Here is a 26382-nt window from a genome sequence, read left to right on the forward strand (position 1 = left end):
TGGTCGCTCCCTGTATGGGGAGCGTGGATTGAAATACCCTCATATGATTCAAGATACTTTCCAGCAATGGTCGCTCCCTGTATGGGGAGCGTGGATTGAAATAACATGTGTGACTGTTCCGTCACGTACCGCATAAATGTCGCTCCCTGTATGGGGAGCGTGGATTGAAATTTGACGAAAGAGAAAAACCGGATGCCGTTGCTTGTCGCTCCCTGTATGGGGAGCGTGGATTGAAATCTTTGTGATTTGCCATCATTAACAGAGTGATTAAAGTCGCTCCCTGTATGGGGAGCGTGGATTGAAATACGGGATCACTCCTCAAATTAACTCCAATTGCTGGTCGCTCCCTGTATGGGGAGCGTGGATTGAAATAAGTGCAGAAATTGAAGAATGAGCAGGAGAAAAAAGTCGCTCCCTGTATGGGGAGCGTGGATTGAAATTAAAACGAGAAGGAATACTCCCGCTAATTGAAAGGTCGCTCCCTGTATGGGGAGCGTGGATTGAAATACGGGATCACTCCTCAAATTAACTCCAATTGCTGGTCGCTCCCTGTATGGGGAGCGTGGATTGAAATAAGTGCAGAAATTGAAGAATGAGCAGGAGAAAAAAGTCGCTCCCTGTATGGGGAGCGTGGATTGAAATTAATGCTTACGGAAGTAGCTTGGAGTGGTATGTGGTCGCTCCCTGTATGGGGAGCGTGGATTGAAATAAATGTCTATAATTTAAATTCATTTACTAACCGGTGTAATTCTTCTGCTAACTTTGCAAGCTCATCCGAACTAGCGGTAACCTCTTCCATCGCAGAGCTTGTTTGCTGGGTTGATGCAGAAGTTTGCTCCACACCTGCTGCTGATTCTTCTGAGATAGCTGCAATTTCTTGGATGGATGTATTCATCGCTTGGTTATTTGCTGCGATGTCCATAAGGTTTTCGGATGCAACGTTAATTTTATTTCCCATATCTGCAACAGCTGCACGAATCTTCTCGAATGTTTCACCTGTTGTTTTTATTTGCTCCGTGCCTTGTACTACGTCTGTATATCCTTCTTTCAAGGAGGTGACGACCATACTAGATTCATTTTGAATGCTATTTACAATATCTGTAATGTTTGTTACAGAGTCAGAAGATTGTTCAGCAAGCTTTCTCACTTCATCGGCAACAACAGCGAATCCTTTTCCTTGTTCACCGGCTCGGGCAGCTTCGATGGCTGCATTTAGTGCTAGTAAATTTGTTTGATCAGCAATATCTTGAATAACTGAAACCAACTCTGAAATCTCTTGCGCGTGCGTGTCTAATCCCTCTACTTTTCTAACCGCATGATGGACAATTTTGTCAATAACAGCCATTTGCTCAGTAGAGGATTTCATTAACTCGGCTCCTTCGTCGGTCATTTGTAAAACCTCATCTGAAGATTGTTGGATGTGTTCACTATTTTCACTTGTCTCTTGCACTTTTGTAGTAAATACATTCATCTTGGAAGAAAGCTCACTTGCATTATTTGCTTGAGATTCGGAACCTGCTGCGATTTCTTGCATGGTTGATGCTACTTGTTCCGTCCCAGTCATTACTTCATTTGAAGATTGGGTTAGCTCTTCACTTTGGTTTGCTACGGTTTCAGACACGGTGTTAATCTGATGTAGTAGATTGCGCATATTTTTATTCATTTCATTTGTCGCAACACTTAGTTGTCCAATTTCATCCTCTAATTTCACTTCAATTTGTTCTTTGCTTAAATCCCCATTTGCAATTTCCTTCATTCTATCCATGACCATTTGAATTCGAGTCGTAATTCTTTTTGTGGTGAAAAACGATACGGTGATTGCTACAATCAGTGCTAGACTTAAGGTGATGGCAATTGGGGTTAAAATAGTTCGTGCCTTTTCTTGGAACTCTTCTACATTAACCGTACCGCCAAGAATCCATCCTGTAGTTGGATTTTTTGTGAACGCCATGATCTTGTCTTTCCCCTCGAATTGATAGTCAACAATCCCCTGGTCCCCAACTTTTTCGATTGCTTGATAGAACTCACTCTGGGACCCATCTTCTCCAATATATTGTTCATCTGGATGTGTGATGTATTTGCCAGCACGATCTAACACTAATGCATAGCCAGAATCACCGATTTTTATGTCGTTAACCATTTCTAACAGTGTATCAACAGATACATCGAGGGCAAACACACCAACAAGTCCGCTCGTATCATAGTAAGCACGAGCTGCAGTGACTACCGTATAATCTGAGCCATCCGATTTATAAGGTTCTGTCCAGATTGTTTCTCCTTCTGCCTCTACAGCATCTTGATACCATGGTCGCTCGGTAGGATTGTAACTTGAATCTGAGTCATCATGAGGATCGATTATCTCTGCTGTTTCCTCAACACCAATATACTCTTCTGTTTCCTCAATACCAATATAAATACCGAAAATGGTATCATCCGAATCTTTCATTGCAGCTAAGTCTTCCAAAATCTGCTCTTTATTATCATTGTCATAGTTGGAAAGAAGTTCACTGGAAGTAAAGCGGTCTATTGTATTAATTATATTTTTAAAGAAGATTTCAAACGTATCATTCATCCCGGTCATCTGGTTTTCTACGTTTTTCGTAAGTTCCTCCGTTGTATTCCTTGCACTAGATTGATAGCTTACAAAAGCCACCGCTCCTACAGCTAAAATCAGTAGAATTAAAAAGGGAATGATAATTTGACGTTGTAAATTTTTCGTGAAAAAACCATTTCTCCTAGAGGCTTTGTTTGCAACCCTCTTATCCTTCCCATTAGCTGTTTTATCATTTTTCATTTTTTCTATTTCCCCTTCCATTTGAATTATCTAAGTTTGGTTAATCTCTATCTTATGTTGATATAAATTTAAGCATTTCTACGACAAATGTAATAGAAAATACTACGAATTGTTATTTTTACTTCAACCAACCAGATCAGCGCTTTAACTTAAAAATAAAGATAGAGAAACAATGATTAAGAGTTAAAAGGATTGGTATATACTACCTATATCGGGCATTTGTATATTTAGTAAAGGGATCCCTTAAAAGAGTTAATAGTTGAATTATTGGGATAAAGGCGATGTTAGACTAAAATTAGACACACCAAATTGGGATTGTATAATAGCCAAGAAATAGATCGAAGTGTATTAAAGAACAAAGCGTATGAGTTATGATAAGGAATTTAATTTATATGTTGAAAAACTTGCGGAAGAATCATAAAATAAACAAGTCCATTCCTTTGATTGAATGAACTTGTTTATTTTAAGTACTAGTATAGTAGAGTGGGGTCCGCATTTCTTTAGTTATCAGTTTTCAGTTATTTCGATAACTTATAAAAAGACTATTTAAGCGCATCTACTGTTATTTCGGTTGCTTGTTTTATCAAATCATCATTATATGATGCGTCTTCTGTATCACGGCTTGAAAGAATTGCAATGACAATAGGTTCTTGATCAGGTGGCCACACAATCCCAATATCATTTCGTGTTCCGTAACCACCTGCGCCGCTTTTATCGCCAACTGTCCATTCTTCAGGCACGCCGGCGCGGATTAATGTGTCCCCGGTAGTATTCGTTTGAAGCCACTCTAATAGCATATCTTGCTTGGGCTTAGATAGTAAATGATCATCAAGCGCGAAAGCTTGCAAGCTTGTAGCAAGTGCCTTTGGAGTGCTTGTGTCACGAATGTCTCCTGGTTGAGCTTCATTTAAATTTGGTTCTGTCCGATTAGAATGTAAAACGGTATCTCCTATATCCCTCATTGCTTTCTCCAAACCATCCGGACCACCTAATTCATTAAATAATAAATTACCCGCAGTATTATCGCTGTAACGAATAGCTGCTTCGCTTAATTCCAATAAGGTCATTCCAGAATCTACATGTTTCTCTGTAATCGGGGAATAGGTGACCAAATCATCTTTCGTATAAGTAACCGTTTCGTTGAATTCTTCCATTGTGTTCTGTTGTAGAACCGCTCCAACTGCTAATGCTTTTACCGTAGAGGTAAAGGCGAATCGTTCATCAGCTTGATAATCAATTATTTTTCCAGAACCAGTGTCAATCGCATAAACACCAAGTTTAGCATCAAACTCTTTCTCTAATTGGGCGAAATGGTTGTCTATCGTCTGATTGGATTCTTCGTTACTTGAGTTAGATACGGACTCGCTCGAATCCTTTTCTTTTGTACATCCAATCAATCCAATGACTGCCATAAAGCAAATTGCTAGTATGAACTTTCTAGTATTGAATATCTTCTTCAAAATAAACCCTCCCTAAAAATTTAACTTGTAGACTACAAGCGTAATACAATATTACATTTGTAGTCTATGATTGTCAATTACTTTTTTTATATTTTTTGTATTGAACAAACCATGCTAGCATGTTATATTACAATTGTAATATTGAGATAGACATGGTAAGTAGACATGTTTCCCATATACTTGATAAAGTGAAACTTCATTCAGTGGGGGTTTCCTTACCTCCCCAACTGAATGTTAGTTGAACAGAATCAGGTTTTGGTTTTCCCTCTTGTTTAGAGGTGGGGGTATTACAGAGCGTTAATACGTGATAAATTTACTGGTAACCGACAGAATTGAGGTCGAAAGCTATGTTTTTTACTAATTTTGTAATCAGTTTACTCTTACCTACCTTTACAATTATAGTAATTTTGCTGATTAAAAAGATATTCCAGAAACAGCTATCAGCAAAATGGCATTATAATCTATGGTTTTTGTTATTATTTGCGTTGGCTATTCCATTTTTACCGGAAGAGCTCCTTCCTTTTGATGGTCATTTTATTGCTCTGGATTCCATTGAGAGTAACGAAAATCGTTACACTATTGATTCAGGAGAAGTGGAAGGAGAACGTGAAAATTGGATGAAGGATTTTTCAGTATCCGTCAATCGTTCAAGCCCTGATTTCTTAATCAATTTCTTTGTAAGTTTGTGGATGGCAGGAATGCTATTTATGGGCATCTTGACCATAAAATCCTGGTATAAGCTAAAAACTATCAAAAAAACAACACAGCTCATCCAAAATAAAGAATTGCTATTGCTATTTGAACAATGTAAGCAGCAATTAAAGCTAACTAAGCCTTTTACCTTTAATGTAAGCGTAAGAGAGTCGCCAGTAATAAAGTCTCCGCTGGCTTTTGGTTTATTTAAGCCCTATATCGTATTACCAACAAATTTAGATCAATGGCTTACTACGGAAGAGATCAAATATATTCTGCTGCACGAATTACATCATTTAAAAAACAAAGATGTCCTGACCAATTACTTTGTTATTATTTTCCAAATTCTATACTGGTATCATCCACTAGTTTGGTTTTCTTTAAGAGAAATGAGGTTGGATCGCGAGATTGCTTGTGACACTGCGGTGTTAAATTCAATGGGTGGGGATTGTGCTGTCGATTACGGAAATACCATCTTAAATTTTGCTGGGAAAACGTCAAAATTAAAAAACCTTGCTTTGGCAAACCACTTGAATGGTTCAAAGAAGCATATTAAGAAACGTATCATCAATATTGCCGGTTTCACACAAGAATCTAAGCTGCTGAAACTAAAAAGTATACTCATTTTTCTCATGGTTGGGATAATCTTATCTTGTCAATTACCATTTGTTTCCGCTATGGCAAGTGGCAATGATCAATACAAATTTAATCATGAGCGCGTGACTTACGAGGATCTTAGTACGTATTTCAAGGATGATGAAGGTAGTTTTGTATTATATGATGCACAGGCTGATAGTTATAGGATTTATAATAAAAATCAAAGTACATTAAGGGTTTCACCGAATTCAACTTACAAAATTTATAGTGCATTATTTGGTATGGAGGCAAATACGATAACAAGTGAAAACTCCACTATCAAATGGGATGGTGAGAATTATCCTTTTGATTCCTGGAATAGAGATCATAATTTATATACAGCAATGGCGAATTCGGTAAACTGGTATTTTCAGGAATTAGATAAATCAATGTCACTTGATAAGATCCAAGAAAATTTAAAAGGAATTCATTATGGCAATTACGACGTTTCTGCTGGAAAAGAGCGTTATTGGATGGAGTCATCCTTAAAAATATCTCCAGTTGAACAGGTGCAATTGTTAAAAGCATTTTATTTCAATGAATTTGGCTTTGAAGAGAAGAATGTGCAAGCCGTTAAAGATTCGTTGCGAATTAAGGAATTAGACGATTTCCATTTATCTGGGAAAACCGGTACCGGTATGGTTAATGGTGAAAATATTAACGGCTGGTTTATTGGTTACGTAGAAAATGGAGCAAACATATACTTTTTTGCAACAAATATACAGAATGATACCGATGTGTCTGGAAGTAAAGCTGCAGATATTACATTATCTATTTTAAACGATAAAGGCATCTTTAAGGATGAATGAAATTGTGTCTAAGTGAAATGTTTTTCAGCAAATATAATCGGGAGGTCGGTAACAGTGTCTAAACATATACCTAATATATCCGAAGCGGAATGGGAAGTTATGAACGTTCTTTGGGAAAAAGCCCCGCAAACAGCGAATGAAGTAATTTCTTCTTTACAGGAAAAAACAGACTGGAAGCCTAAAACCGTACGCACACTTCTTGATCGCCTCGCACAAAAAGAAGTAGTTGGTATTAATAAAAATCAAAAGATCTATACCTTCTATCCCAAATACTCTCAGGAAGAATGTCAGCGTGCCGAGGCAAAATCCTTTATTAAACGGATTTATGGTGGAACGGTAAAATCCATGCTCGTTCAGTTTATGGAAGAGGAATCTTTGTCTGAAGAGGATATTAAAGAGTTACGTACGATTCTAAATAAAAATCAGAAAAAGTAATGTTTTAAGGTGGGAGGGCACAGGTACCCGTTCTTTTACCTTGCAACATTGAAACAATACAGAACCTTCCCTATGTTTATTATCATAGATTTATAGTAAACTAAAGCTATTCTTTTATTCATCCAAAGCAGTTTTAGGAGGCTTCCAGTGAAAGAAATAATTATTACATTGGCAGAAATAGTGAATGACATCCATGATCTATTGACCGATATGTTCGGTTTACATATGACAGATAAACAGCTTCATTTCTGGATAATTGGTATTATTGGAATGGTTACATTCTTCATGGTGCATTTCTTCTTTAAAATTATTGAAAAGATGAAATGGAGTACGACTATTCTTTCCTTTGTTTATACGTTTACGGTAATGGTTGTCCTTGTCTTTGCTATCGAACTGCAGCAAGCAATTACGAACAGGGGGAATATGGAATTTGCTGATGCAGTGATGGGGTTGTGGGGATTTATAGTATTCTTTCTGGTTTATGCTGTAATAGCAATACTCGTTTATTTCCTATTTAAGACATTTAAAAAGAAAAAACGGAGATAGTTTTTCGTATGAAATGATGCAAATTTAAGAACTCTATATTACTATTATATACAGCGTGATTGTTAGGTGTTTGTAGTTTCTCTTTTGTATTAGCGAATTTGTTCTGGTCATTTACTAAGGGTATATTCAGAGTACCTCCTCTATGACTGTACTGTTGACGTAATCGGATAACGAACCTGTCCCGCAGTCTAAATAAAAATAGCTCCGTTCATTATAATAATGACCGGAGCTGTTTTGCTGCCTGAAATAAAATTAGAGAGTTTTAGGAACCAAGTTAAAGCAACGTTTGTAAATCCACTTATAATCTTCTTCCGTCAAGTCGCGTGGGTTACCTACTGTTTGTGGATCTTTCATTGCTTCTTTTGCAAGCCTATCAATCATGTCAGGGGATACACCTTGTTCTTCTAAATTTGGAATATCCAAGTCTTCTGCAAGTTTATAAACTTCATTAACCGCTGCTTTTGCTGCTTCGTCTGTTGTCATATTGAATGTATTCACGCCGAGCGCTTGTGCGATTCGAGCAAATTTAGCTGGATGACCTTTCCAGTTATATTCCATGACAGGGCCCATCATCGTTGCAACACACTGACCATGTGCAACCGGGATAATACCACCGAGTGTTTGAGACATTGCGTGCGCTGCTCCTGCTGATTCACTTCCGTAAGATAAACCTGCAAGCATGGCAGCTTGAGCCATTCCGTATCTTGCTTCAATGTCACCGCCATCTGCGTAAGCACGACGAATATATTTTCCAACATATTCGATTGCAAGTAGTGCGACTGCATCTGTAACCGGTTGGGCATAATGCATCGTGTAGCATTCGATGGCATGTGCAAGTGCGTCAATACCTGTCATTGCCGTAACGTGTGGAGGCATGGAAACATGTAATTCCGGATCAATAATCGTTAAGTGCGCAGCGATAAGTGGTCCGCCTGTATTAAATTTGAATTCACGTTCCTCATCTGTAATCACTGCCCATTGTGTTACTTCTGAACCAGTTCCAGCGGTGGTAGGGATTGTTGTTAGTGCTGGAATTCGGTTCTCAAGCGGCTTTTTGCCTTCCGCTGCTTCATACTCTAAAACGGAAGCATTATGAGCTATTTCAACACCAATTGCTTTTGCTGTGTCCATGGAGCTTCCTCCTCCTACAGCAACAAGCCCATCACAGTTATCTTCTTTGTATTGTTTGCTTCCTTCTGCAATAAGACGTACCGGCGGGTTTGGTTCTACTTTATTAAATAAAGAAATCTCGATTCCAGCTTCTTTTAAATAGTTCTCAATTGGCTTTGTTACACCAGCTTCATAGATTCCCGGGTCGGTAACTAATAGTGCTTTTGTAACGCCAAGGTTTTTAACTTCTTCTCCAATATGCTTGATAGATCCAATCCCGTGTTTAATCGCTGTTGGTAGTTCGAATTGGTGAAAATTATACATTTGTTCAACTTTCATATTTAAACTCATTAATAAATACCTCCTAAGTACTTTTAAGTGTTTAGACATTTATAAGATTTCATGGCTGTAGATTATTTGTATTTACTGCATCAGCCGCGTCCACTCTGCGCCAAGCAACTAGCAGATCTTTTGATGGGACGAGCAATGCGGCGCTGTCCCAGGCGCCCGCGAAACGAATCGCGAACTGAGCCTGCAAGGGCGCCTCCGCTTTTGATATTAAAACCAGTTCATTGTTTCCGGTTTCAAATTATGGAATATATGTTTTGTTTCTTGGTATTCTTCCAGTCCCATGCCTCCTAGTTCGCGGCCAATTCCAGATTGCTTATAGCCTCCCCATGGAGCGTGTGGGAAGTAGATATTAAAATCATTAATCCATACGGTACCCATGCGCATTTTTGCAACACAGCGTTCTGCTTTTACGATATCTTTTGTCCATACACCGCCGGATAGTCCGTAAATGGAATCATTTGCTAGTTTGATCGCTTCTTCTTCGGTTTTGAATTTCTCCACTGTAATTACAGGACCGAAAGCTTCGTCTTGAACAACACTCATGTCGGTCGTGCAATTCGTCAAAATGGTAGGCAGATAGAAAAAACCATTTTGGAGTTCTGCATCATCTGGACGTTTGCCTCCGACTGCGACAGTTGCTCCTTCTTTAATTCCTTTTTCAACATACCTTTCGACCTTTTTTAAATGCTCTTCAGAAATAAGTGGTCCCATCTGTGTTGTTTCATCAAAGCCATTACCGAGTTTAATCTTTTTCACTCGCTGGGTCAGTGCGTCGACAAATGTATCATGGATGCTTTCCTCGACGATGATTCTCGTTCCGGCTGAACAGATTTGTCCAGCATGAAAATATACAGCGTTTAAGGCTTGATCGATTGCTACTTCTAAATTGGCATCGGCAAAAATAACATTCGGGTTCTTGCCACCGAGTTCGAGTGCGATTTTTTTCATGTTGTGACTTGCAGCCTGCATAATCGTTTTTCCTGTTTCGATTCCGCCGGTAAAGGAAATTAAATCTACATTTTTGTGACTCGAAAGCTCTGCGCCAACTGTGTTTCCAGGGCCAAGTACAAGGTTGGCAACACCTTTAGGTACACCGGATTCTTCGATTAATTCAAAGATTTTAATATGTGTAAGTGGCGTAATTTCACTCGGCTTGATGATGAGTGTGTTTCCAGTGACGAGAGCTGGAGCTAGTTTCCAAGAAGCTTGAAGTAGTGGGTAATTCCAAGGAGTAATTTGCCCACAGACACCAACAGGTTCTTTCACTACTTTGCTGATCGAATTCGGGATGGGAGAGTTTATTATTTCGCCTCCATCTTTATCGGCAAGCTCGGCATAGTAACGGAAGACACCGGCAATATCTTCCATATCCCACCGGCTTTCTTCTAGTGTTTTTCCGGTATCTAATGATTCAAGTTTTGCAAGTTCTTCTTGATCACGGTCAATCAGGTCCGCGATTTTTTTAACGATCTTGGCACGTTCTGTAGCTGGCGTATTCGGCCAATCGCCTTGATCGAAAGCTTCTCTTGCTGCAGCGATTGCTTTTTCGGAATCCTGTGCGTTTCCATCAGCAACAACCGCAATGACCTCTTGGTTATACGGATTAATAATATCTCTTGTATTTCCGGAGATTGCTTCAACCCACTGGCCATTTATGTATTGTTTTTTTATGTCCAATACCGAAACCTCCTCATTTTGTTACGTTGCTTTGTTGTTAAGTTTGTTAAGAAAAAATTTAACGTTTTGAACAAATTTAATCTAACACATAAAAAAGTGTGTGTCAAAGAGATTTAGTCATTTTTTAACACATGTATGCTAGGAAAAAATAGTTTTATAAATTAATATATATAGGTAACGAAGCGGTTTGGCATGTTTTCATCCACTTGACATTTATTTTAGAAAGAGTAGTATTAAGTTTGTTAAGAAAAAATTTAACAAAATGAACAATAGGCAAGGAGAGTAAGTCATTGGGAAGCTTAAATGATAAAGAAGCGAGAGAAAAATTGGACTTTGCCAAGGATCAAGTCATTGGTGCTATCGCAGAAACGATGGATTTATACGGAGTGACGCCAGCCGCCGGTAGGTTGTACGCCACGATGTATTTTGAAGATAAAATGAATTTGGATGAGATGCTTGAAGAAATCGGGATGACTAAAGCAAGTATGAGCACAAGTGTGCGTAAATTGCAGAACATCGGTTATGTAAAGCGTGTCTATACGAGGGGCTCAAGAAAACATACTTATACAGCGGAAAAGAATTTCTTTAATACCTTTATGTCCTTCTACTGTCAACAATGGGAGCGAGAAGTAAGTATGAACTTGGATGCAGTTCAACTTGCTGAAAAGGAATTAGCAGAAATTATTAATGATGAGTCAATAGCAGATGAAATAAAAGAAGAAGCGAAAGAGCATTACGACATGTTGAATGAATCGAAAGTATATTATCATTGGTTAAGAAAATTAGTAGCAAGTATTCGTTCAGGAGAAATATTTGAATTTTTACCAAAGGAAAATGAAGAAACTTAAATTTTACGGGAGGCAATCTAATTCATGAGTTTGAGAAGGGGAATATTATTTGTCTTTACTTTTTTGATGATAGGTGTTCTTGCGGCATGCGGCAATGGAGATGCAGAAGGTGCATCGTCAGAAAGCGCTGCAGAAAGTGCGGATGAGACGATCGATATTGGACAAATTAGTTGGGCAGAAAACATTGCTGTCACAAATATGTGGAAAGTCATTCTTGAGGAAGAAGGATATGATGTTGAGTTTCACTTATTAGATATGGGGACACAAATGGCAGCACTCGCAAATGATGAATTGGATGTCAACTTGGAATTTTGGCTGCCGGTTCAAGATAAGAACTATCTCGAGCAATATCAAGAGCAAATCGATTTTTCAGAAGAGGTTTGGTATGACAATGCTAAGGTTGGATTAGTTGTACCAGCATATATGGAAGATATCAATAGTATTGAAGATTTAAATGAGAACAAAGAACTGTTTGAGAATCAGATTACTGGATTTGATCCTGGTGCCGGAACAATGGATACTACCGAGGAAATGATTGCAGAATACGAGTTGGACTTTGAGCTTGTACCAAGTTCCGAACCAGCGATGCTTACAGCAATTGAGGAAGCAATTCGTGAAGAGGCCCCAATTGTCGCGCCATTATGGAACCCACATCGTGTGTTTTCTAAAATGGACTTAAAATATCTAGACGATCCTAAAAACATGTTCGGGGAAACGGAAAAAATTCATCACGCAAAAAGGTTAGGTTTCGCTGACGATTTCCCAGAAGTTAATCAATGGTTAAAGAACTGGAAAATGGATGATGATTCCATTGGGGAATTAATGAGCTATGTAGCTGAAGCGGAAGAGGCTGGAGAAGAACCGATTGTTGGTGCAGAAAAATGGGTAGAAGACAATCGAGATTTGATTAACGAATGGTTAAGTGAATAAGTAGAAATAACGGGAACGTAATCTACTCTCCTATGTTGATGGAGAGTGGGTTCGTTCTTTTTTTTATCCTCTGGGAGATTATAAAGTGAAACTTCATTCAGTGGGGGGATTACAGACCGTTAATGCGTGATAAAATTGCTCTACATCACTGTGCCGAGAAGACTTTACATAGTACAGTTGACTAGCTCAATATAATAAACGGACAGCTTCAGTAGCGAATTCAAGCAAGGTAAGTGTTTTCAGATGTTGATAAGATTTTTCAGCCTGAGTGAACTAGAATCTTGTTCAAATGGGAATGAGACTCCTCTATTTACCCGAACGGACTGGAATCTGCTTCGTTCGATCGATTAGAACCTTTCTATTCACTCGAATGATCTGGAGTCTGCTTCATTCGATCAATTAGAGCCCTCCTATTCACTCGAATGATCTGGAATCTGCTTCATTTGATTAATTAGAGCCCCGCTATTCACTCGAACGGACTGGAATCTAGTTCATTCGATCGATTAGAGCCCCGCTATTCACTCGAATGATCTGGAATCACCTTCAAACGAGACATTAGAACCCTCTAATGTCTCAATTGAAGTTTTGGAATCGTGTCCATAACTATAATGAATTGCTGGTTTCACTAATTATACCAGAGAGTAGTTTACTGTTTCAGCTGCGAAAGTTGAAACCTTACATACAGACTCCACGGTTATGCGCTCATAACCTAAATAGTTAAAAGTTTATGAATAAGAATATAAAATTATGCGGTATTGCATAACAATTTTATTTACGATGGATATTCTTTTCCGCAAATAGTCGCAGGAGCCGCGCTGCTTTGTTTCTCCTTTCTTGGATTTGATGCCGTTTCAACTTTTTCAGAAGAAGTGAAAAATCCAAAGAAAAATATACCGCGTGCCATTCTTATCGTAACTATTATCGGAGGGATAATATTTATTATTGTCTCCTATCTCGCTCATAATGTTTGGCCCGACTATAATAGTTTTAAAGATGCTGATGCTGCATCTTATGAAATCATGGCGCGTGTCGGAGGAAGCGCTTTAGAATCAGCATTTTTAGCTGTAACTGCAATTGTTGTATTTGGTTCTGCCTCTGCAGCACAAGCAAGTGCTTCTCGTGTTTTATATGCCATGGGGAGGGACGGGCAACTTCCGAAAAGTTTCTTTGGGAAACTGAGTAAGAAAACAAAAGTTCCAGTCAATAATATTTTGCTGATTAGTTTATTATCTTTATCAGCTTTATTCTTAAGTCTAACCTTGGTTGCTTCCTTTATTAATTTTGGAGCATTAATTGCTTTTGCTTTTGTAAATATTTCGGTTATTGTTTTATACTTTGGTAAAAAAAGAAAGCGCTCTCTTCGCGGGGTTATGAAGTACTTTATTATTCCTTCAGTAGGATGTTTGTTAAATGTTGTACTCCTATTCAACTTAGATAGTTATTCTAAAATATTGGGAAGTATTTGGTTCGGGCTTGGTGTGTTATATTTGATATTTTTAACAAAAGGATTTAGACAGAAGCTTCCGGAGATGGAAAAGGATAAAGATAAGGCTGTGTAAAATAATAATATCCGCGCGATAATGAATACTGACACGATTTTACTAGTTGAATAAAACAGAAATAGTATTATGATTATTTCGAATACCGTGATACAATGTGAATTGATCTGTAAAAGGGGTGCTTATATTGAATCAGACAATTTCTAGTAAATTAAAACCTATATTTGCAGTTTCAATGGACATTGATCAAGTATGTTTTTCAGAGCAAATAGCAAATCGCATGGATCCTTATGTATTTTTAACGAAGAATAACGAATTAAGTGCATACGTGGATTTAAGAGATTTGAAAACATCAGGAAAGAAGAACGAAGATTTATGTGTAGAACAAATACGTTCCAATGCAATATCGATAAAAAATATAGAGATATTCAAGCCGGGTAAGGAAATTACCATGTCGTTTGTATTCAAAGTGCTTGGAAACCCGATTGTTTTAGTTAAGAACAATGAAGATGAATTAATGGGATATATTACCCGAGAAGACATGCTGATTGGTTTGTTTCGTAAAGAGAAAAATATTAATATACTTAAGTTACTCTTGGGTTCAATACCGATGGGTGTTTTTGTAGTTGACCACAATCAAAAAATTATTAATTGCAATGAAACTGGTCTAAATATGATCCAATCCGCAAGCAGTGAAGTAATGGGAAGCGATGCAGGTCAGATTTTCAATCAGGAAAAGTTGAATAACGTGTTCTCGACAGGGGCAATTCTGTTAAATGAAATTCATTTTATAAATGAAATGGGCGTATTGGTTGATTATAGTCCAATTGAGTCGGCAGAGGGAAATGTTGAAGGCGCTATCATTATTGTGCAGGATCTTCCAAAAGTGGGGGAAATGGCACTTGAAATGGAAGCAGTCAAAGATTTAAACAGGGATATGAATGCCATTCTGTCTACCATCTATGATGAACTTTTAGTTATTGATAACAAAGGAACTCTTATACGACATAGCGAGAATTACATCAAAGATTTTTGGCCGAGGCCCCTTAAAGAGCTGATTGGTGAAAATATTTTGGAGTTAGAGAATGAAGGTGTTTTTTCTCCCTCTGTAATAAGGTTGGTCTTAGAGAAGAAAGAAAAGGTTTCCGTCGTTCAAGAAACAATAAACGGAAAAAAGATATTAGCTGTAGGGAATCCTATTTTTAATAGTGCAGGGGATTTACAAAGAATAGTTGTGGCTTCGAGAGATATTACAGAAAATACGAAACTAAGATCCGAACTAAAACAAACGAAGGAAATGACGAAAAAGTATGAGCAAGAACTGAATCGCCTAAAAAACAAGGAGGATCCCTCAAAAGATATTATTTATGGCAGCTTAAAGATGCAAAAAGTTGTTAATCAAATTGAGAAGATAGCAAACTTTTCTTCTACTGTATTAATCCAAGGTGAATCGGGAGTAGGGAAAGAATTAATCGCACGTGCAATACACACGAAGAGTAACCGATCAGATAAGCCATTTCTAACAATAAATTGCGGCTCTATCCCAGAGAATTTACTGGAGAGCGAACTCTTTGGATATACGAAAGGCTCGTTTACCGGGGCTGATTCTCAAGGGAAAAAAGGGTATTTTGAACAGGCAAATGGCGGGTTGTTGTTTCTTGATGAGATTGGCGATATGCCAATGTCGTTACAAGTGAAATTGTTGAGGGTATTACAAGAGGACGAAGTTGTTCCTATCGGGAGTGTTACACCAATTCCTATTGATGTCCAGATTGTTGCCGCGACGAATAAAGACTTAAAAAAGCTGGTGGAAGATGGAAGTTTCCGAGAGGATTTATATTACCGGATTAATGTTATTCCAATCCATGTTCCGCCCCTTGGAGAGAGACCGGAAGATATTCCGTTATTAGCTTATCATACCCTTGAAAAGTTAAACCACAGATATGATAAAAATTGCTACCTTTCACCAGAAGCATTAAATTTATTAGAAAGCTATTCATGGCCTGGCAACATCCGTGAACTACAAAACTTAATTGAACGACTATTTGTAACCGCTGATGAGGAAGTAATAACGGCTGAATTAGTAGAACACTTTTTGTCACATGAAACAGTTCATAAGCCGTTCCCTTTAATTAATGGGATTGTTCCCCTGAAACAAGCAAAGGAAGAAATAGAGGAGCAGTTAATTATATTAGCAATGAAAAAACATAAAACGACAATAAAGGCTGCTGAAGCGCTTGGGATTAGCCAATCTGCAGTTAGTCGAAAATACCAGCAAATTTTACAAAGGGAAAAATAACGGTATAAGTAAAAACCAACTTTCATAAAAAAGTTGGTTTTTATGCATTATTGCATAATGTTATCCGTTAATGCATAAATAAATCGATGTAAACTCTTAATAGATTAAAAGTTTATTAATGTAAAGGCCAGATCACCATATATTACGCGATTTTTTACAATGAAAATAAAAGTTGGCATGATTTTTGCTTTATATTATTTGAATACTAAAATTGGAGGTTTTAATTATGGTAAAAGAAGTCTCTGTCTTAAAGTCGAAAACTGATGAACTAGCTGAATTAGATAAAAAACACTTTATCCATCCTACTTCAGCACCTAAAAAAGGTGCACAAGATGGGCCGGATATTATTTTTTCCGACGGTCAAGGTATTTTTGCTAATAATTTAGAAGGTGAAGCTTATATTGATGGGATGTCCATGCTTTGGAATGTGAATATTGGTCATGGTCAAAAAGAACTTGCGGAAGCTGCGAATGAGCAAATGTTAAAAATTGCTTACTCTTCGGCATTTAAGGGCTTTTCGAATGTACCAGCTATTAAACTTGCTGAAAAATTAGCATCTATCGCTCCAGGTGATTTAAATTCAGTTTTTTATACTTCGGGTGGTTCTGAATCAAATGACACCGCTTTCAAGTTATCGAGATTTTATTGGTCATTAAAAGGAAAACATGAAAAAAAGAAAATTATTGCAATGAGGGACGGATATCATGGTGTAACACAGGCTGCGCAGAGTGCTACTGGGATTCCAACAACACACGAATTTGCGGGAGCTAGTGTGGAAGGGTTTTACCATGCAACACCACACTTAACAAATTGTGAATTGGGCGATAAAAATGATCCAAATTATGAACAGTCTATTCGATATCTTATTGAGAAAGAAGGAGCAGATACAATTGCAGCGGTAATTATCGAGCCAGTTCAAGGAGCAGGCGGGGTAAATATTCCACCTGAAGGTTATTTGCAAGCCGTTAGAAAACTTTGTGATGAGTTCAATATTTTATTTATCGCAGACGAAGTGATTTGTGGATTTGGCCGCACAGGAAAAATGTTTGGAGTTGAAAATTGGGAAGTAGTCCCTGACTTAATGTGTATTGCTAAAGGGATTACAAGTGGTTATTCGCAGTTGGGAGGCGTAATGATTAGCGATACGGTAAGAGAAGCTATCGTAAATTATGAGGGAGTAATGGCTCATGGCTTTACCTATAGCGGACATCCAACAGCATGTGCAGTAGCGCTGAAAAACATTGAAATTATTGAGCGCGACGGTATCGTAGAAAATGCCAAAGCAATGGAAAAAGAAATGCAAAAAGGATTGGCATATCTGGAAGAAAAGCACGACATTATAAGAAATAGCCGTTCTATTGGACTGCTCGCTGCATTTGAACTCTATAACTCTGCAACCGGTGAACATTTCGATCCATCTTTACAAGCAGCAACGAAAGTGGTTGATGAATGTTTTAATCGCAAGCTTATTCTCCGAGCTATTGGGGATTTCAGAGTTGCAATCGCACCACCACTAGTTATTAACAAACAAGAAATTAATGACATGATTCACATTATTGATGAGTCTATCACCGCTTTTAAAAAGACGATCTAGTAATACAGAGGTTCAAAAGGTCCCCGCAGCTACCCGGAGACTTTTTGAACTTACAAGTCTATTATGGACAGAAAAGTAAGCATGATAAGCGAGGAAAGATAATGATTAACAAATTAGTATTAAGCGGATCAGCGAGGGATATAGGATATAAGCATGGTGCATATGGAAAAAAAGAAGTTTTACAAAGTCTAGAAACATATGAAAAATTATTTCACGGCTATCAGCATATTGACTGGTCAGAAGCAAGGGAGCGTGCGCTTACGCATCTTGATGCAATAGAAAAATACGATGTAACCATGATTGAAGAAATGGAAGGGATTGCAGCAGGTGCGGGGGTAGATTTTGAAGATATATTAGCTCTTAATGCGCGTAGTGAAATTGCACTGGCCGGATATAAAGGAACATCATTTTCAGATGGCTGTACAGCAATAGCAGTTACCGAACCAACTATATCAGAAACAATTATTGGTCAAAATTGGGACTGGAAGCCTTCGCAAATAAATAGTCTTTTATTACTGAACATACAACATGAAGGCAGGCCGGATATTACGATGGTGACGGAGGGAGGAATGATCGGGAAAATTGGTTTTAATTCTTCCGGTGTAGGGATATGCTTTAACGCATTGATTACTGATAAAAAGTCAGATGAAGTTCCGATCCATTTAGGGTTACGGGCAGTCCTTAATTCTCATTCTTTAACGGAAGCTATTTCAAAAATCAAAGGGACGCAAATGGCTTCTGCTGCTAGTTTCCTGATTGGTTATGATGAAGGAAATGGAAATGGAATAGCTGTTAATCCTGAGGTGTCTCCATTTGGCATTGATTATGTTGGAGGAGAGGACGGGAAATTAGTACATACAAACCATCTCCTATCCGAAAACATTAAACAGAATTTAAAAGATATGAACGAATTCAGATTTGATGATTCGATGCTTCGTAAAAAGAGAGCGGAACAGCTTATAAATACAACCATTGCAAATAAAGAGCCAATAGACGAAGAAACATTCAAAACATGGCTTTCAGATGAATTTAATGCACCAAATTCTATTAACCACTTTGAAAACGAGAGAGCACCAGAACACCGGAGAATGGAGACTGTTTTTTCTATCGTAATGAATCTATCAAAAAGAAAAGCATATCTTCGGGTCGGAAAATCTCTTGATAACAATAAATATGAAGAAATCAGCTGGAGGAATTCGAATGCTATATATTAATGGTGAATGGATACAAACAGATGAAAAAATAAAAGTCGTAAACCCCGCAACAGGTGAAATAATTGAAACCGTTTCAACAGGTGGGAGAGAGGAAACGAAAAAAGCAATAGCAGATGCAAAAGAAGCATTTAAGCAATGGAAAAAAACAACTGGTAATGAACGAAGTGCCTATTTACAAAAAGTGGTTCAATTAATGAGGGAAAAGTCAACAGAATTAGCGAAAACGATTACGAAGGAAAATGGAAAGTCATTAAAAGATGCAAAAAGCGAAGTAGCCGGTGCGATAGCTTATTTGGAGTGGTATGCCGAGGAAGCGAAACGAGTTTATGGTGAAACTTTACCAGCATCACAACAGGAAAAACACCTCATGGTAATTAGACAGCCTATCGGTGTATGTGCTGCTATTACTCCGTGGAACTTCCCGCTCTCAATGATTACAAGAAAGCTAGCTCCGGCGCTGGCTGCAGGGTGTACGGTTGTATTAAAGCCTGCTCCTGCTACACCTTTATCTGCAATAAAAGTTTTTGAATGTTTTCATGAAGCCGAAATCCCTAATGGCGTTGTAAATCTTTTAATTGGACCGGCGGAAGAAATAGGAAGCGAAATGACAAGCAGTTCAGATGTACGAAAGATTACATTTACAGGCTCAACCGCTGTTGGTAAAATGCTTCTTCGTGATTCTGCTGCCACTGTTAAAAAAGCATCGATGGAGCTTGGTGGTCATGCCCCATTTATCATCTTTGAAGATGCGGATCTAGACGAGGCCGTTCGTGGAGTGATGCTATCCAAATTTAAAAATACCGGGCAAACATGTATCAGTACAAACCGTATTTATGTGTCAGAAAGTATAGCGGAACAATTTGGAGAAATGTTAGCGGAACAAACAGCGCAACTAAAAGTAGGAAATGGAATGAACGCTGACGTAGACGTTGGACCACTAATTAATGAAGATTCATTGAAGAAAGTAAAAGCTCAAGTAGAAGATGCGGTAGAAAATAATGCAAAAGTGCTTTGTGGTGGAAATGTATACAAAGAAAATGACTTAAACGGTTATTTTTATGAACCAACTGTTATTCAATACGCTAATGAAAATATGAAAATTGCAACAGAAGAAACCTTTGGCCCGGTTGCACCGATCTTTACGTTTAAAGAGGAAGAGGAAGTCGTGGAACGGGCAAATGGCTCATCATACGGACTAGCTGCATATTGTTATACAAAAGATTTGGGACGTGGATTACGTATGATGAAGGAACTTGACTTTGGAATAGTAGGTATTAATGATTCGTTGCCAATTGTAGTTCAGGCGCCATTTGGCGGCGTGAAGGAAAGTGGAATGGGTAAAGAAGGCGGAAAATACGGATTGGAAGAATACCTGGAAGAAAAGTTTGTCTCTATTAGTACAAAATAATGAATAGGAAAGGAGTTAAAAAAATGCCGGAAACAAAATCAATCCAGCTCGGTGAAAATATGACAATCCGAAAGATTCAACAGGAAGATCTTGATGAAGTGGCAGAGCTATCTTATACATGTTTTGGGCCGGACATGTCCCTAACACGTGCGAACTTGGCAAGTCAAATAGAGATTTTTCCAGAAGGTCAGGTCTGCTTGCAATATGAAGGAAAAATAGTAGGTTCAGCGTGTAGTTTAATTGTTGACTTTGATGATTATGGTGAAGAACATTCCTATACGATGATTTCTGATGATGGTTATATTCGAAATCATAATCCGAATGGCAGTAATCTTTATGGAATAGAAGTAGGTGTTCATCCAGAATTCAGAAAAATGAAGATAGGGAAGTATTTATATCAGGCCCGCAGAGAGATATGTAAAAATCTAGGGTTGAAAAGTATTATTATAGGTGGGCGTATCCCGAACTATTATAAATATGCGGCTCGATTAACACCTGAAGAATACGTAGAGGAAGTAAAAAAAGAAAATATTTATGATTCCGTTCTTACATTTCAGCTTAAAAATGGCTTTAAATTAAGAAAGGTAATGCGAGGCTATTTAATGGGAGATAAAGAATCGCTTACAAATGCTACATTAATGGAATGGCATAATCCGGATTATAGGGAAGAATAATTGGATTACAGGATTTTAAATCAAACTAAATGAACAAAAAGAGTCTCCTGATTTCACTGTTGACATGGGGCCGCTCTTTTATGGTTCCATGAGTATTTACTATGGTAAGTGGTTTCGTTGATTTACTGTATCTGTCTTGAGAATTATCTTGCTTGTGGGAAGGAAGGTCGATTTAACTAAAGTGAAACAAGGAGAGGTGTAAATGAGTAAGGAAAACAAGCAGTTAGGAATTAGAAAACCAACATTATTCGAAGCTTTGATTCCGATTATATTCATGATTGTCGCTTTAGTAATTGGCATTTTTGTATATGATACAGATCCGCATATTCCATTATTGCTAAGTGCTGGAGTCGCCGCCATAGTTGCATTTAGACTTGGGTTTAAATGGTTCGAAGTTGAAAAAGGAATGTTGGATGCCGTTCGTCTTGCTCTTCAAGCGATTGTTATTCTTTTAGTGATCGGAACGATAATTGGTTCTTGGATAGCAGGTGGTATTGTACCAACAATGATTTATTACGGACTCAATATACTTTCGCCAAGCTTCTTCCTTGTGGCAGCTTGTTTAATATCATGTGTTGTATCTATCGCTTCTGGAAATGCCTGGACAGCGGCAGGAACAATTGGAATTGCAATAATGGGTATTGGACATGGACTTGGCATCAACCCGGCTATGGTTGCGGGAGCTGTTATTTCAGGTGTTTATTTTGGGGATAAAATCTCACCACTTTCTGAAACAACGAATCTTGCTCCAGGCATTGTCGGTGGAGAGTTGTTTGAGCATATTAAACATATGCTTTATACAACGATACCAGGTCTCGTCATTTCGTTAATACTGTTTTCAATTCTTGATTTTAGATATTCTGGTGAAGGTGCAAGTATTTCCGAAGTACAGGTTTTGCAAACTCAATTGAATGAGATCTATAGCATTTCACCATGGCTGCTGTTAGTACCGTTATTCATCATTATCATGATGATCTTTAAAATCCCGGCACTACCAGGTTTAGTTATCGGTTCCATACTAGGTACAATCTGCTCAATTGTTGTACAAAAAGTACCAGTAGGTGATGCGATTAATATATTATATTATGGGTATTCCATCGAGTCGGGAAACCAAGTAGTTGATAATCTATTAAATAATGGTGGAATAGAGTCCGTATTGTATACGGTTTCATTGATTATTATTGCAATGTGTTTTGGTGGTGTTCTTGAATTAACAAAAATATTTGAAGTGCTAGTTGAGGAGATTATTAAATTTGCCCAAAAAACTGGCAGCCTGATAACGGCAACAGTAGTTACATGTATTTCCTCGAACATTGTCGGATGTGACCAATATATGTCCATTATTGTTCCAGGCCGAATGTATGCGGAAGAATATGATAAGAGAGGACTGAAGTCGAAAAACCTATCCCGGACATTGGAGGATGCAGGAACGATGACTTCACCTCTTGTACCATGGAATACTTGTGGAGCATTCATGGCGACCACATTAGGTGTATCGACACTAAGCTATTTACCATTTGCATTTCTATGTTTAATTAGCCCTTTAATTGCTATTATCTATGGCTTTACAGGGTTTAAAGTAGAATATAAAGAAGGTTATAAACAGGAAGCAGATCCGCCGATGTTAAAGGAAATGGTGAAGTAAAAAAATCTAAACTACCTGCACACCTCGTTTAAATACGGTGGCATAGGAATGTTAAGTAGATTTGTAGCAACGATTTACCTTTCATAGTAGAGAGAATACTAGAAGAAAAAATTAGCTAATAATAAATCACAGAATGGAGAGAATAACATGATTATCGGAGTACCAAAGGAAATTAAAAATAATGAAAAGCGTGTCGCTATTACGCCAGCTGGAGTCACTAATTTAACGAAAGCAGGACATACTATTTTAATCGAAAAAGATGCTGGGGCTGGCAGCAGCTTTACAGATAAAGAATATGCAGCAGCTGGAGCGGAAATCATAGAGGATGCTTCCGAGGTTTGGAAAAGGTCAGAAATGATCTTGAAGGTAAAAGAACCGATAGAATCGGAATACAAATATTTCCGCGAAGGGTTAATCTTATTTGCCTATCTTCACTTAGCTGCAGAGCCGGAACTGACCCAAGCATTAGTTGACAATAAAGTAACAGCCATCGCTTACGAAACAATTACTGTCAACAATACACTACCGCTCCTTACACCAATGAGTGAAGTCGCAGGCCGGATGGCAACACAGATTGGAACACAATTTTTAGAGCAATCAAAAGGCGGTAAAGGCATTCTGCTAAGTGGCATTCCTGGTGTGAATCAAGGAAATGTTACAATTATTGGAGGCGGTGTCGTTGGTACGAATGCAGCTAAAATCGCAGCGGGAATTGGAGCCAAGGTTACTATTATTGACTTGAATCCGGTCCGATTACGTGAGCTAAGCGACATCTTTGGTTCAACGGTACAAACTTTAATCTCTAATCCTTATAATATTGCAGAAGCCGTCAAGAACTCCGATTTAGTCATCGGTTCTGTTCTTATTCCAGGCGCGAAAGCACCAAAACTTGTGAGTGAAGAGATGATTAAATCGATGGAGCCTGGTTCTGTTATCGTAGACGTTGCGATTGATCAAGGCGGGAACTTTGAAACGATTAGCACACCAACGACCCATGATAACCCAACTGTTATGAAACATGGTGTCGTGCATTATGCAGTTGCAAATATCCCTGGTGCTGTACCACGTACCGCAACAGTTGGTTTAACAAACGTGACCATTCCTTATGCAGCACAGATTGGCTCACATGGAATCGCCAAGCTTATTCAAGATAATCTAGCGATACGCTCTGGTGTTAATACAATTAATGGAAAAGTAACCATTCAAACGGTGGCGGATGATCTTGGTTATCGTTATACTCCACCTGAAGAAGCACTGATTGAAACGGCAAATGTATAATGATAGAAAATACCCTTCTGATTTGTTTAGAAGGGTATTTCTCGTTAATTATATTTTTTTAATCTATATTTGTTAATGATACCCCATTGCCATCCGACTCTACGGTGTAATTCCAACTATAATCACTAGTTTCCTCTTTACCGCTGCTATAAATTATCTTAATGGTTTCGTCTGTCGTTACAATCCATGAATCGCCGTCTTCTTCAATATTCGTTACGGTTGCATCGATGACTTCTTGCTTCATACCTTTTTCCACCAAGCGATTTACTAAATCTACTTGCATGCCGTGGAGCGGGCTGTCATCTTTGATATAAGGACGAACTAGCTCATAATCATCCGCATTAATCGCTTCAACAAGACTGTATATATAATTTAAAGTGGTTTCCTCTATTTGTTCATCCATGTCTTTGCTTGCAGGTGCTGAAGCTGACTTGGTAGCCTTATGTAATTCTTGCGACCCTTCCAATGTTGCCGTAGCTTTAAAATCATTACTGCTAAATAGTCCATACGAACTCGCTTCATCGATCAGCCATTTTTCTTCATCCGAATCGAACTTCATTAGAAGTGTTACCGTGTCAATTCGTTCTTCTAAATCAGGCTGCTCATCAATATCATAGGTGGATGCTGTAAAATGGAAGTTCGCCGGGATGGCAACTTCATTTTTTTCATAGAAAGTTAGCTCATCATAATTTATTTCAATTTTGTCTAATTGTCCAGTGAAATTTTTCCCGTACTCGATATTATAGGAAAAGTCGTCTTGGAAATTTTCTCTTACGTTTTCCGTGACAGCTGTAAAGATTGTGGCATCATTCGCTGCATGGGCTTCTACATATTCTTCCCCATACAATAAAATAACTTCTGATAAATTATCCATCAGTTCCTTGCTTACAGTGTTCAATGTAAGCTCGTAGTAATCTTCTTCAATCTTGATATCCTCTAATGTCACCTTACCCCATTCTGTTTCAATAATCGGAGTTGCAGTGACAGAGCCATCCAGATTCATCGGGCCAAGTGCGTCAATATTCATACTCTCATCGAAGGGAATTTGCTGTTCATTCACTTCAATGTACGCATTTTTAATCGGACTGTTATTCGAATTATATAAATGGAATGTTGTCGATTCTGCATCCAGTTGAACATCATGGTAAACCGTATCACTATAGCTGTCTCCGAGGATTATTACATCATCGGACTCAGCTTCCGTTAATTCCCCGCTGTAACTACTATGTATTTTATACTTCCCGGGTGCGAGTGGCCCGTAAACAATGTTTCGTTCATCGTTCTTTTTAGCAGGAAATGTTTCTTCATTAAATGTCGTTTCTATATCTTTAAAAGGCAGATCCAAGTCCACATATTGTGGTACTAAAGAAAATTGATATTTGGGAAAAATAAATAAATGCTTCCCGTTATCTATTAGTTTCATAAGGTCATTCTGATTCGTAAAATCCTCTAAATTTGTCGTTTCAATATTGATATAATGTGCCTCTTCTTTTGCTAGAGTGACAAGTGCTTCTGCCTCTGCCTGTGATATCGATTCACCTTGCATCATTGTCAAATCCTGAACTTTTCCATAATCTTCTTCAATGATTGCTGTGATGAATCGTTCTGCCGTTTTTTCTGGAGAGAAATATGATTTTCCCCACGTATAGCCGCCAATCATGAAAACTAATAGAGCGGCTACTGCACCCATGATTATTTTTTGTTTCTTTGTATAATTTTTTGGCTGCTTTTTAGGAGGGATAACTGTATTTCCGTCCTGTTCTGAAGAGGCATGTAATTTATGCCCACAATTCTGACAAAAATTCAAGGATTCATCTATTGCTTCCCCGCATTCCGTACAGTACTTATCCATGTTTGATAGACCCCTTTATGTTAATTATTTCTTCAAAATCACCATCGTCAGATAACGATCTTAATTATTCACACTCTAGTATTTAAGAAATAAATTTTCTTCATCCATTCAATCATAAGTAGTATAGACTATTCTATTAAATTTGTTAAGCCTTTTCGTTATTTAATGAATATGAATAATTATATACTTTAGTAGATTCATATATAAATGTTTGCACTAGTATTAGATTAATAAAAACAATCATTATGATGACCGGTTCAATATCAGAAAGGAATGAAAAGAGTATATCCTTATACCCTTCGCAAAAGACCTAGTAATGTGTAGCATTATTTCGGTTAGGTAAATAATGCTTATAGATGATGAAGATGATGATTGGGAATTGGTAACAGTGGAAGTTATGCAATATGGTGATAAGTGGTATGTCTCGGATGTGTACGGGTCAAACCATTATACATAAAAATTAATTTAGCTTTTATATAATAAAGTGGAAGACTTAGCCGTTTTGTATAAGGCCTAGTCCTCTTATAGCCGAGTAGTGAAAGCTGGTATCAACTTACTCTCTTCGCCTAAGTTTCCTTTAATGAGGCTGGGACATAACTATTCTAATATGAATTAAATCCGAACAAAACT

Annotated in this window: 18 protein-coding genes and 1 CRISPR repeat array; of the genes, 13 read left to right on the forward strand and 5 right to left on the reverse strand. The window is 37.9% G+C overall.

Annotated elements, in window-relative coordinates:
• Positions 1–2 precede the first annotated feature (2 nt).
• Positions 3–709: direct repeats of the CRISPR family, unit length 33 nt; unit sequence GTCGCTCCCTGTATGGGGAGCGTGGATTGAAAT.
• 6 nt (positions 710–715) lie between these two features.
• Together IEX94_RS11975 and bla are read right to left on the reverse strand one after the other, a co-directional pair.
• Positions 716–2794, reverse strand: a complete 2079-nt coding sequence (locus IEX94_RS11975) for a methyl-accepting chemotaxis protein (protein WP_188857702.1) — start codon at positions 2792–2794, stop codon at positions 716–718.
• Positions 2795–3336: 542 nt separating this feature from the next.
• Positions 3337–4206: a class A beta-lactamase gene (gene bla, locus IEX94_RS11980; RefSeq protein ID WP_188857743.1), complete on the reverse strand. Its 870-nt coding sequence runs from the start codon at positions 4204–4206 to the stop codon at positions 3337–3339.
• A 395-nt stretch (positions 4207–4601) separates the two neighbouring features.
• Here bla and IEX94_RS11985 point away from each other — a divergent pair, with 395 nt between their 5' ends.
• The 3 genes from IEX94_RS11985 (at position 4602) to IEX94_RS11995 (ending at position 7373) form a co-directional block, all read left to right on the forward strand.
• Positions 4602–6392, forward strand: coding sequence for a BlaR1 family beta-lactam sensor/signal transducer (locus tag IEX94_RS11985; protein ID WP_188857704.1), 1791 nt, complete (start codon positions 4602–4604; stop codon positions 6390–6392).
• 54 nt (positions 6393–6446) lie between these two features.
• The gene (gene blaI, locus IEX94_RS11990; protein WP_156855162.1) at positions 6447–6827 is read left to right on the forward strand and encodes a penicillinase repressor BlaI; all 381 of its coding nucleotides are present in this window, start codon (positions 6447–6449) and stop codon (positions 6825–6827) included.
• A gap of 147 nt (positions 6828–6974) precedes the next feature.
• Complete coding sequence (locus IEX94_RS11995; RefSeq protein WP_188857707.1) at positions 6975–7373, forward strand: hypothetical protein; 399 nt, start codon at positions 6975–6977, stop codon at positions 7371–7373.
• A gap of 252 nt (positions 7374–7625) precedes the next feature.
• Here the strand turns inward: IEX94_RS11995 and gbsB are convergent, their stop codons facing one another.
• Together gbsB and betB are read right to left on the reverse strand one after the other, a co-directional pair.
• Positions 7626–8834, reverse strand: coding sequence for a choline dehydrogenase (gbsB, locus tag IEX94_RS12000; protein WP_188857709.1), 1209 nt, complete (start codon positions 8832–8834; stop codon positions 7626–7628).
• A 207-nt stretch (positions 8835–9041) separates the two neighbouring features.
• The gene (betB, locus tag IEX94_RS12005; RefSeq protein ID WP_188857712.1) at positions 9042–10511 is read right to left on the reverse strand and encodes a betaine-aldehyde dehydrogenase; all 1470 of its coding nucleotides are present in this window, start codon (positions 10509–10511) and stop codon (positions 9042–9044) included.
• 290 nt (positions 10512–10801) lie between these two features.
• Here betB and cudC point away from each other — a divergent pair, with 290 nt between their 5' ends.
• The 10 genes from cudC to ald all read left to right on the forward strand — a co-directional run bounded on the left by cudC (position 10802) and on the right by ald (position 23900).
• Complete coding sequence (gene cudC / locus IEX94_RS12010; RefSeq protein WP_156855152.1) at positions 10802–11359, forward strand: choline uptake/conversion transcriptional regulator CudC; 558 nt, start codon at positions 10802–10804, stop codon at positions 11357–11359.
• A 24-nt stretch (positions 11360–11383) separates the two neighbouring features.
• Entirely contained in the window at positions 11384–12289 is a 906-nt protein-coding gene (locus IEX94_RS12015) for a glycine betaine ABC transporter substrate-binding protein (RefSeq protein WP_188857715.1), read from the forward strand.
• A gap of 755 nt (positions 12290–13044) precedes the next feature.
• Complete coding sequence (locus IEX94_RS12020) at positions 13045–13848, forward strand: APC family permease (protein WP_188857717.1); 804 nt, start codon at positions 13045–13047, stop codon at positions 13846–13848.
• A 175-nt stretch (positions 13849–14023) separates the two neighbouring features.
• Positions 14024–16087 carry a sigma 54-interacting transcriptional regulator gene (locus IEX94_RS12025; protein ID WP_188857745.1) on the forward strand — a complete coding sequence of 688 codons (2064 nt, stop codon included), beginning with the start codon at positions 14024–14026 and terminating at the stop codon, positions 16085–16087.
• A gap of 226 nt (positions 16088–16313) precedes the next feature.
• Positions 16314–17681, forward strand: a complete 1368-nt coding sequence (locus IEX94_RS12030) for an aminotransferase family protein (RefSeq protein WP_156855144.1) — start codon at positions 16314–16316, stop codon at positions 17679–17681.
• 101 nt (positions 17682–17782) lie between these two features.
• Positions 17783–18895 (forward strand): C45 family autoproteolytic acyltransferase/hydrolase, encoded by a 1113-nt coding sequence (locus IEX94_RS12035; protein WP_188857719.1) that lies wholly within the window; start codon positions 17783–17785, stop codon positions 18893–18895.
• Positions 18882–20303: an NAD-dependent succinate-semialdehyde dehydrogenase gene (locus IEX94_RS12040; RefSeq protein WP_188857721.1), complete on the forward strand. Its 1422-nt coding sequence runs from the start codon at positions 18882–18884 to the stop codon at positions 20301–20303. Before IEX94_RS12035 ends, IEX94_RS12040 begins: the two co-directional genes overlap by 14 nt.
• A 23-nt stretch (positions 20304–20326) precedes the next feature.
• Entirely contained in the window at positions 20327–20977 is a 651-nt protein-coding gene (locus IEX94_RS12045; RefSeq protein WP_229782700.1) for a GNAT family N-acetyltransferase, read from the forward strand.
• 202 nt (positions 20978–21179) lie between these two features.
• Complete coding sequence (gene nhaC / locus IEX94_RS12050; protein WP_156855136.1) at positions 21180–22622, forward strand: Na+/H+ antiporter NhaC; 1443 nt, start codon at positions 21180–21182, stop codon at positions 22620–22622.
• 147 nt (positions 22623–22769) lie between these two features.
• Entirely contained in the window at positions 22770–23900 is a 1131-nt protein-coding gene (gene ald, locus IEX94_RS12055) for an alanine dehydrogenase (RefSeq protein WP_188857723.1), read from the forward strand.
• Positions 23901–23958: 58 nt separating this feature from the next.
• On the opposite strand, the gene IEX94_RS12060 is transcribed toward ald, so the two are convergent.
• On the reverse strand, positions 23959–25752 hold the full coding sequence (locus IEX94_RS12060; protein WP_188857725.1) for a zinc ribbon domain-containing protein YvbJ: 1794 nt from the start codon (positions 25750–25752) through the stop codon (positions 23959–23961).
• Positions 25753–26382: the final 630 nt, after the last annotated feature.

The organism is Oceanobacillus indicireducens (assembly GCF_014647195.1).
Taxonomy (GTDB): Bacteria; Bacillota; Bacilli; order Bacillales; family Amphibacillaceae; genus Oceanobacillus; species Oceanobacillus indicireducens.

Coding starts and splice junctions, on each gene's coding strand:
- IEX94_RS11975 (WP_188857702.1), bottom strand. CDS start 2,794: ATGAAAAATGATAAAACAGCTAATGGGAAGGATAAGAGGGTTGCAAAC.
- bla (WP_188857743.1), bottom strand. CDS start 4,206: ATGGCAGTCATTGGATTGATTGGATGTACAAAAGAAAAGGATTCGAGC.
- IEX94_RS11985 (WP_188857704.1), top strand. CDS start 4,602: ATGTTTTTTACTAATTTTGTAATCAGTTTACTCTTACCTACCTTTACA.
- gbsB (WP_188857709.1), bottom strand. CDS start 8,834: ATGAGTTTAAATATGAAAGTTGAACAAATGTATAATTTTCACCAATTC.
- IEX94_RS12015 (WP_188857715.1), top strand. CDS start 11,384: ATGAGTTTGAGAAGGGGAATATTATTTGTCTTTACTTTTTTGATGATA.
- IEX94_RS12025 (WP_188857745.1), top strand. CDS start 14,024: ATGGACATTGATCAAGTATGTTTTTCAGAGCAAATAGCAAATCGCATG.
- IEX94_RS12030 (WP_156855144.1), top strand. CDS start 16,314: ATGGTAAAAGAAGTCTCTGTCTTAAAGTCGAAAACTGATGAACTAGCT.
- IEX94_RS12035 (WP_188857719.1), top strand. CDS start 17,783: ATGATTAACAAATTAGTATTAAGCGGATCAGCGAGGGATATAGGATAT.
- IEX94_RS12040 (WP_188857721.1), top strand. CDS start 18,882: ATGCTATATATTAATGGTGAATGGATACAAACAGATGAAAAAATAAAA.
- IEX94_RS12045 (WP_229782700.1), top strand. CDS start 20,327: ATGCCGGAAACAAAATCAATCCAGCTCGGTGAAAATATGACAATCCGA.
- nhaC (WP_156855136.1), top strand. CDS start 21,180: ATGAGTAAGGAAAACAAGCAGTTAGGAATTAGAAAACCAACATTATTC.
- ald (WP_188857723.1), top strand. CDS start 22,770: ATGATTATCGGAGTACCAAAGGAAATTAAAAATAATGAAAAGCGTGTC.
- IEX94_RS12060 (WP_188857725.1), bottom strand. CDS start 25,752: ATGGATAAGTACTGTACGGAATGCGGGGAAGCAATAGATGAATCCTTG.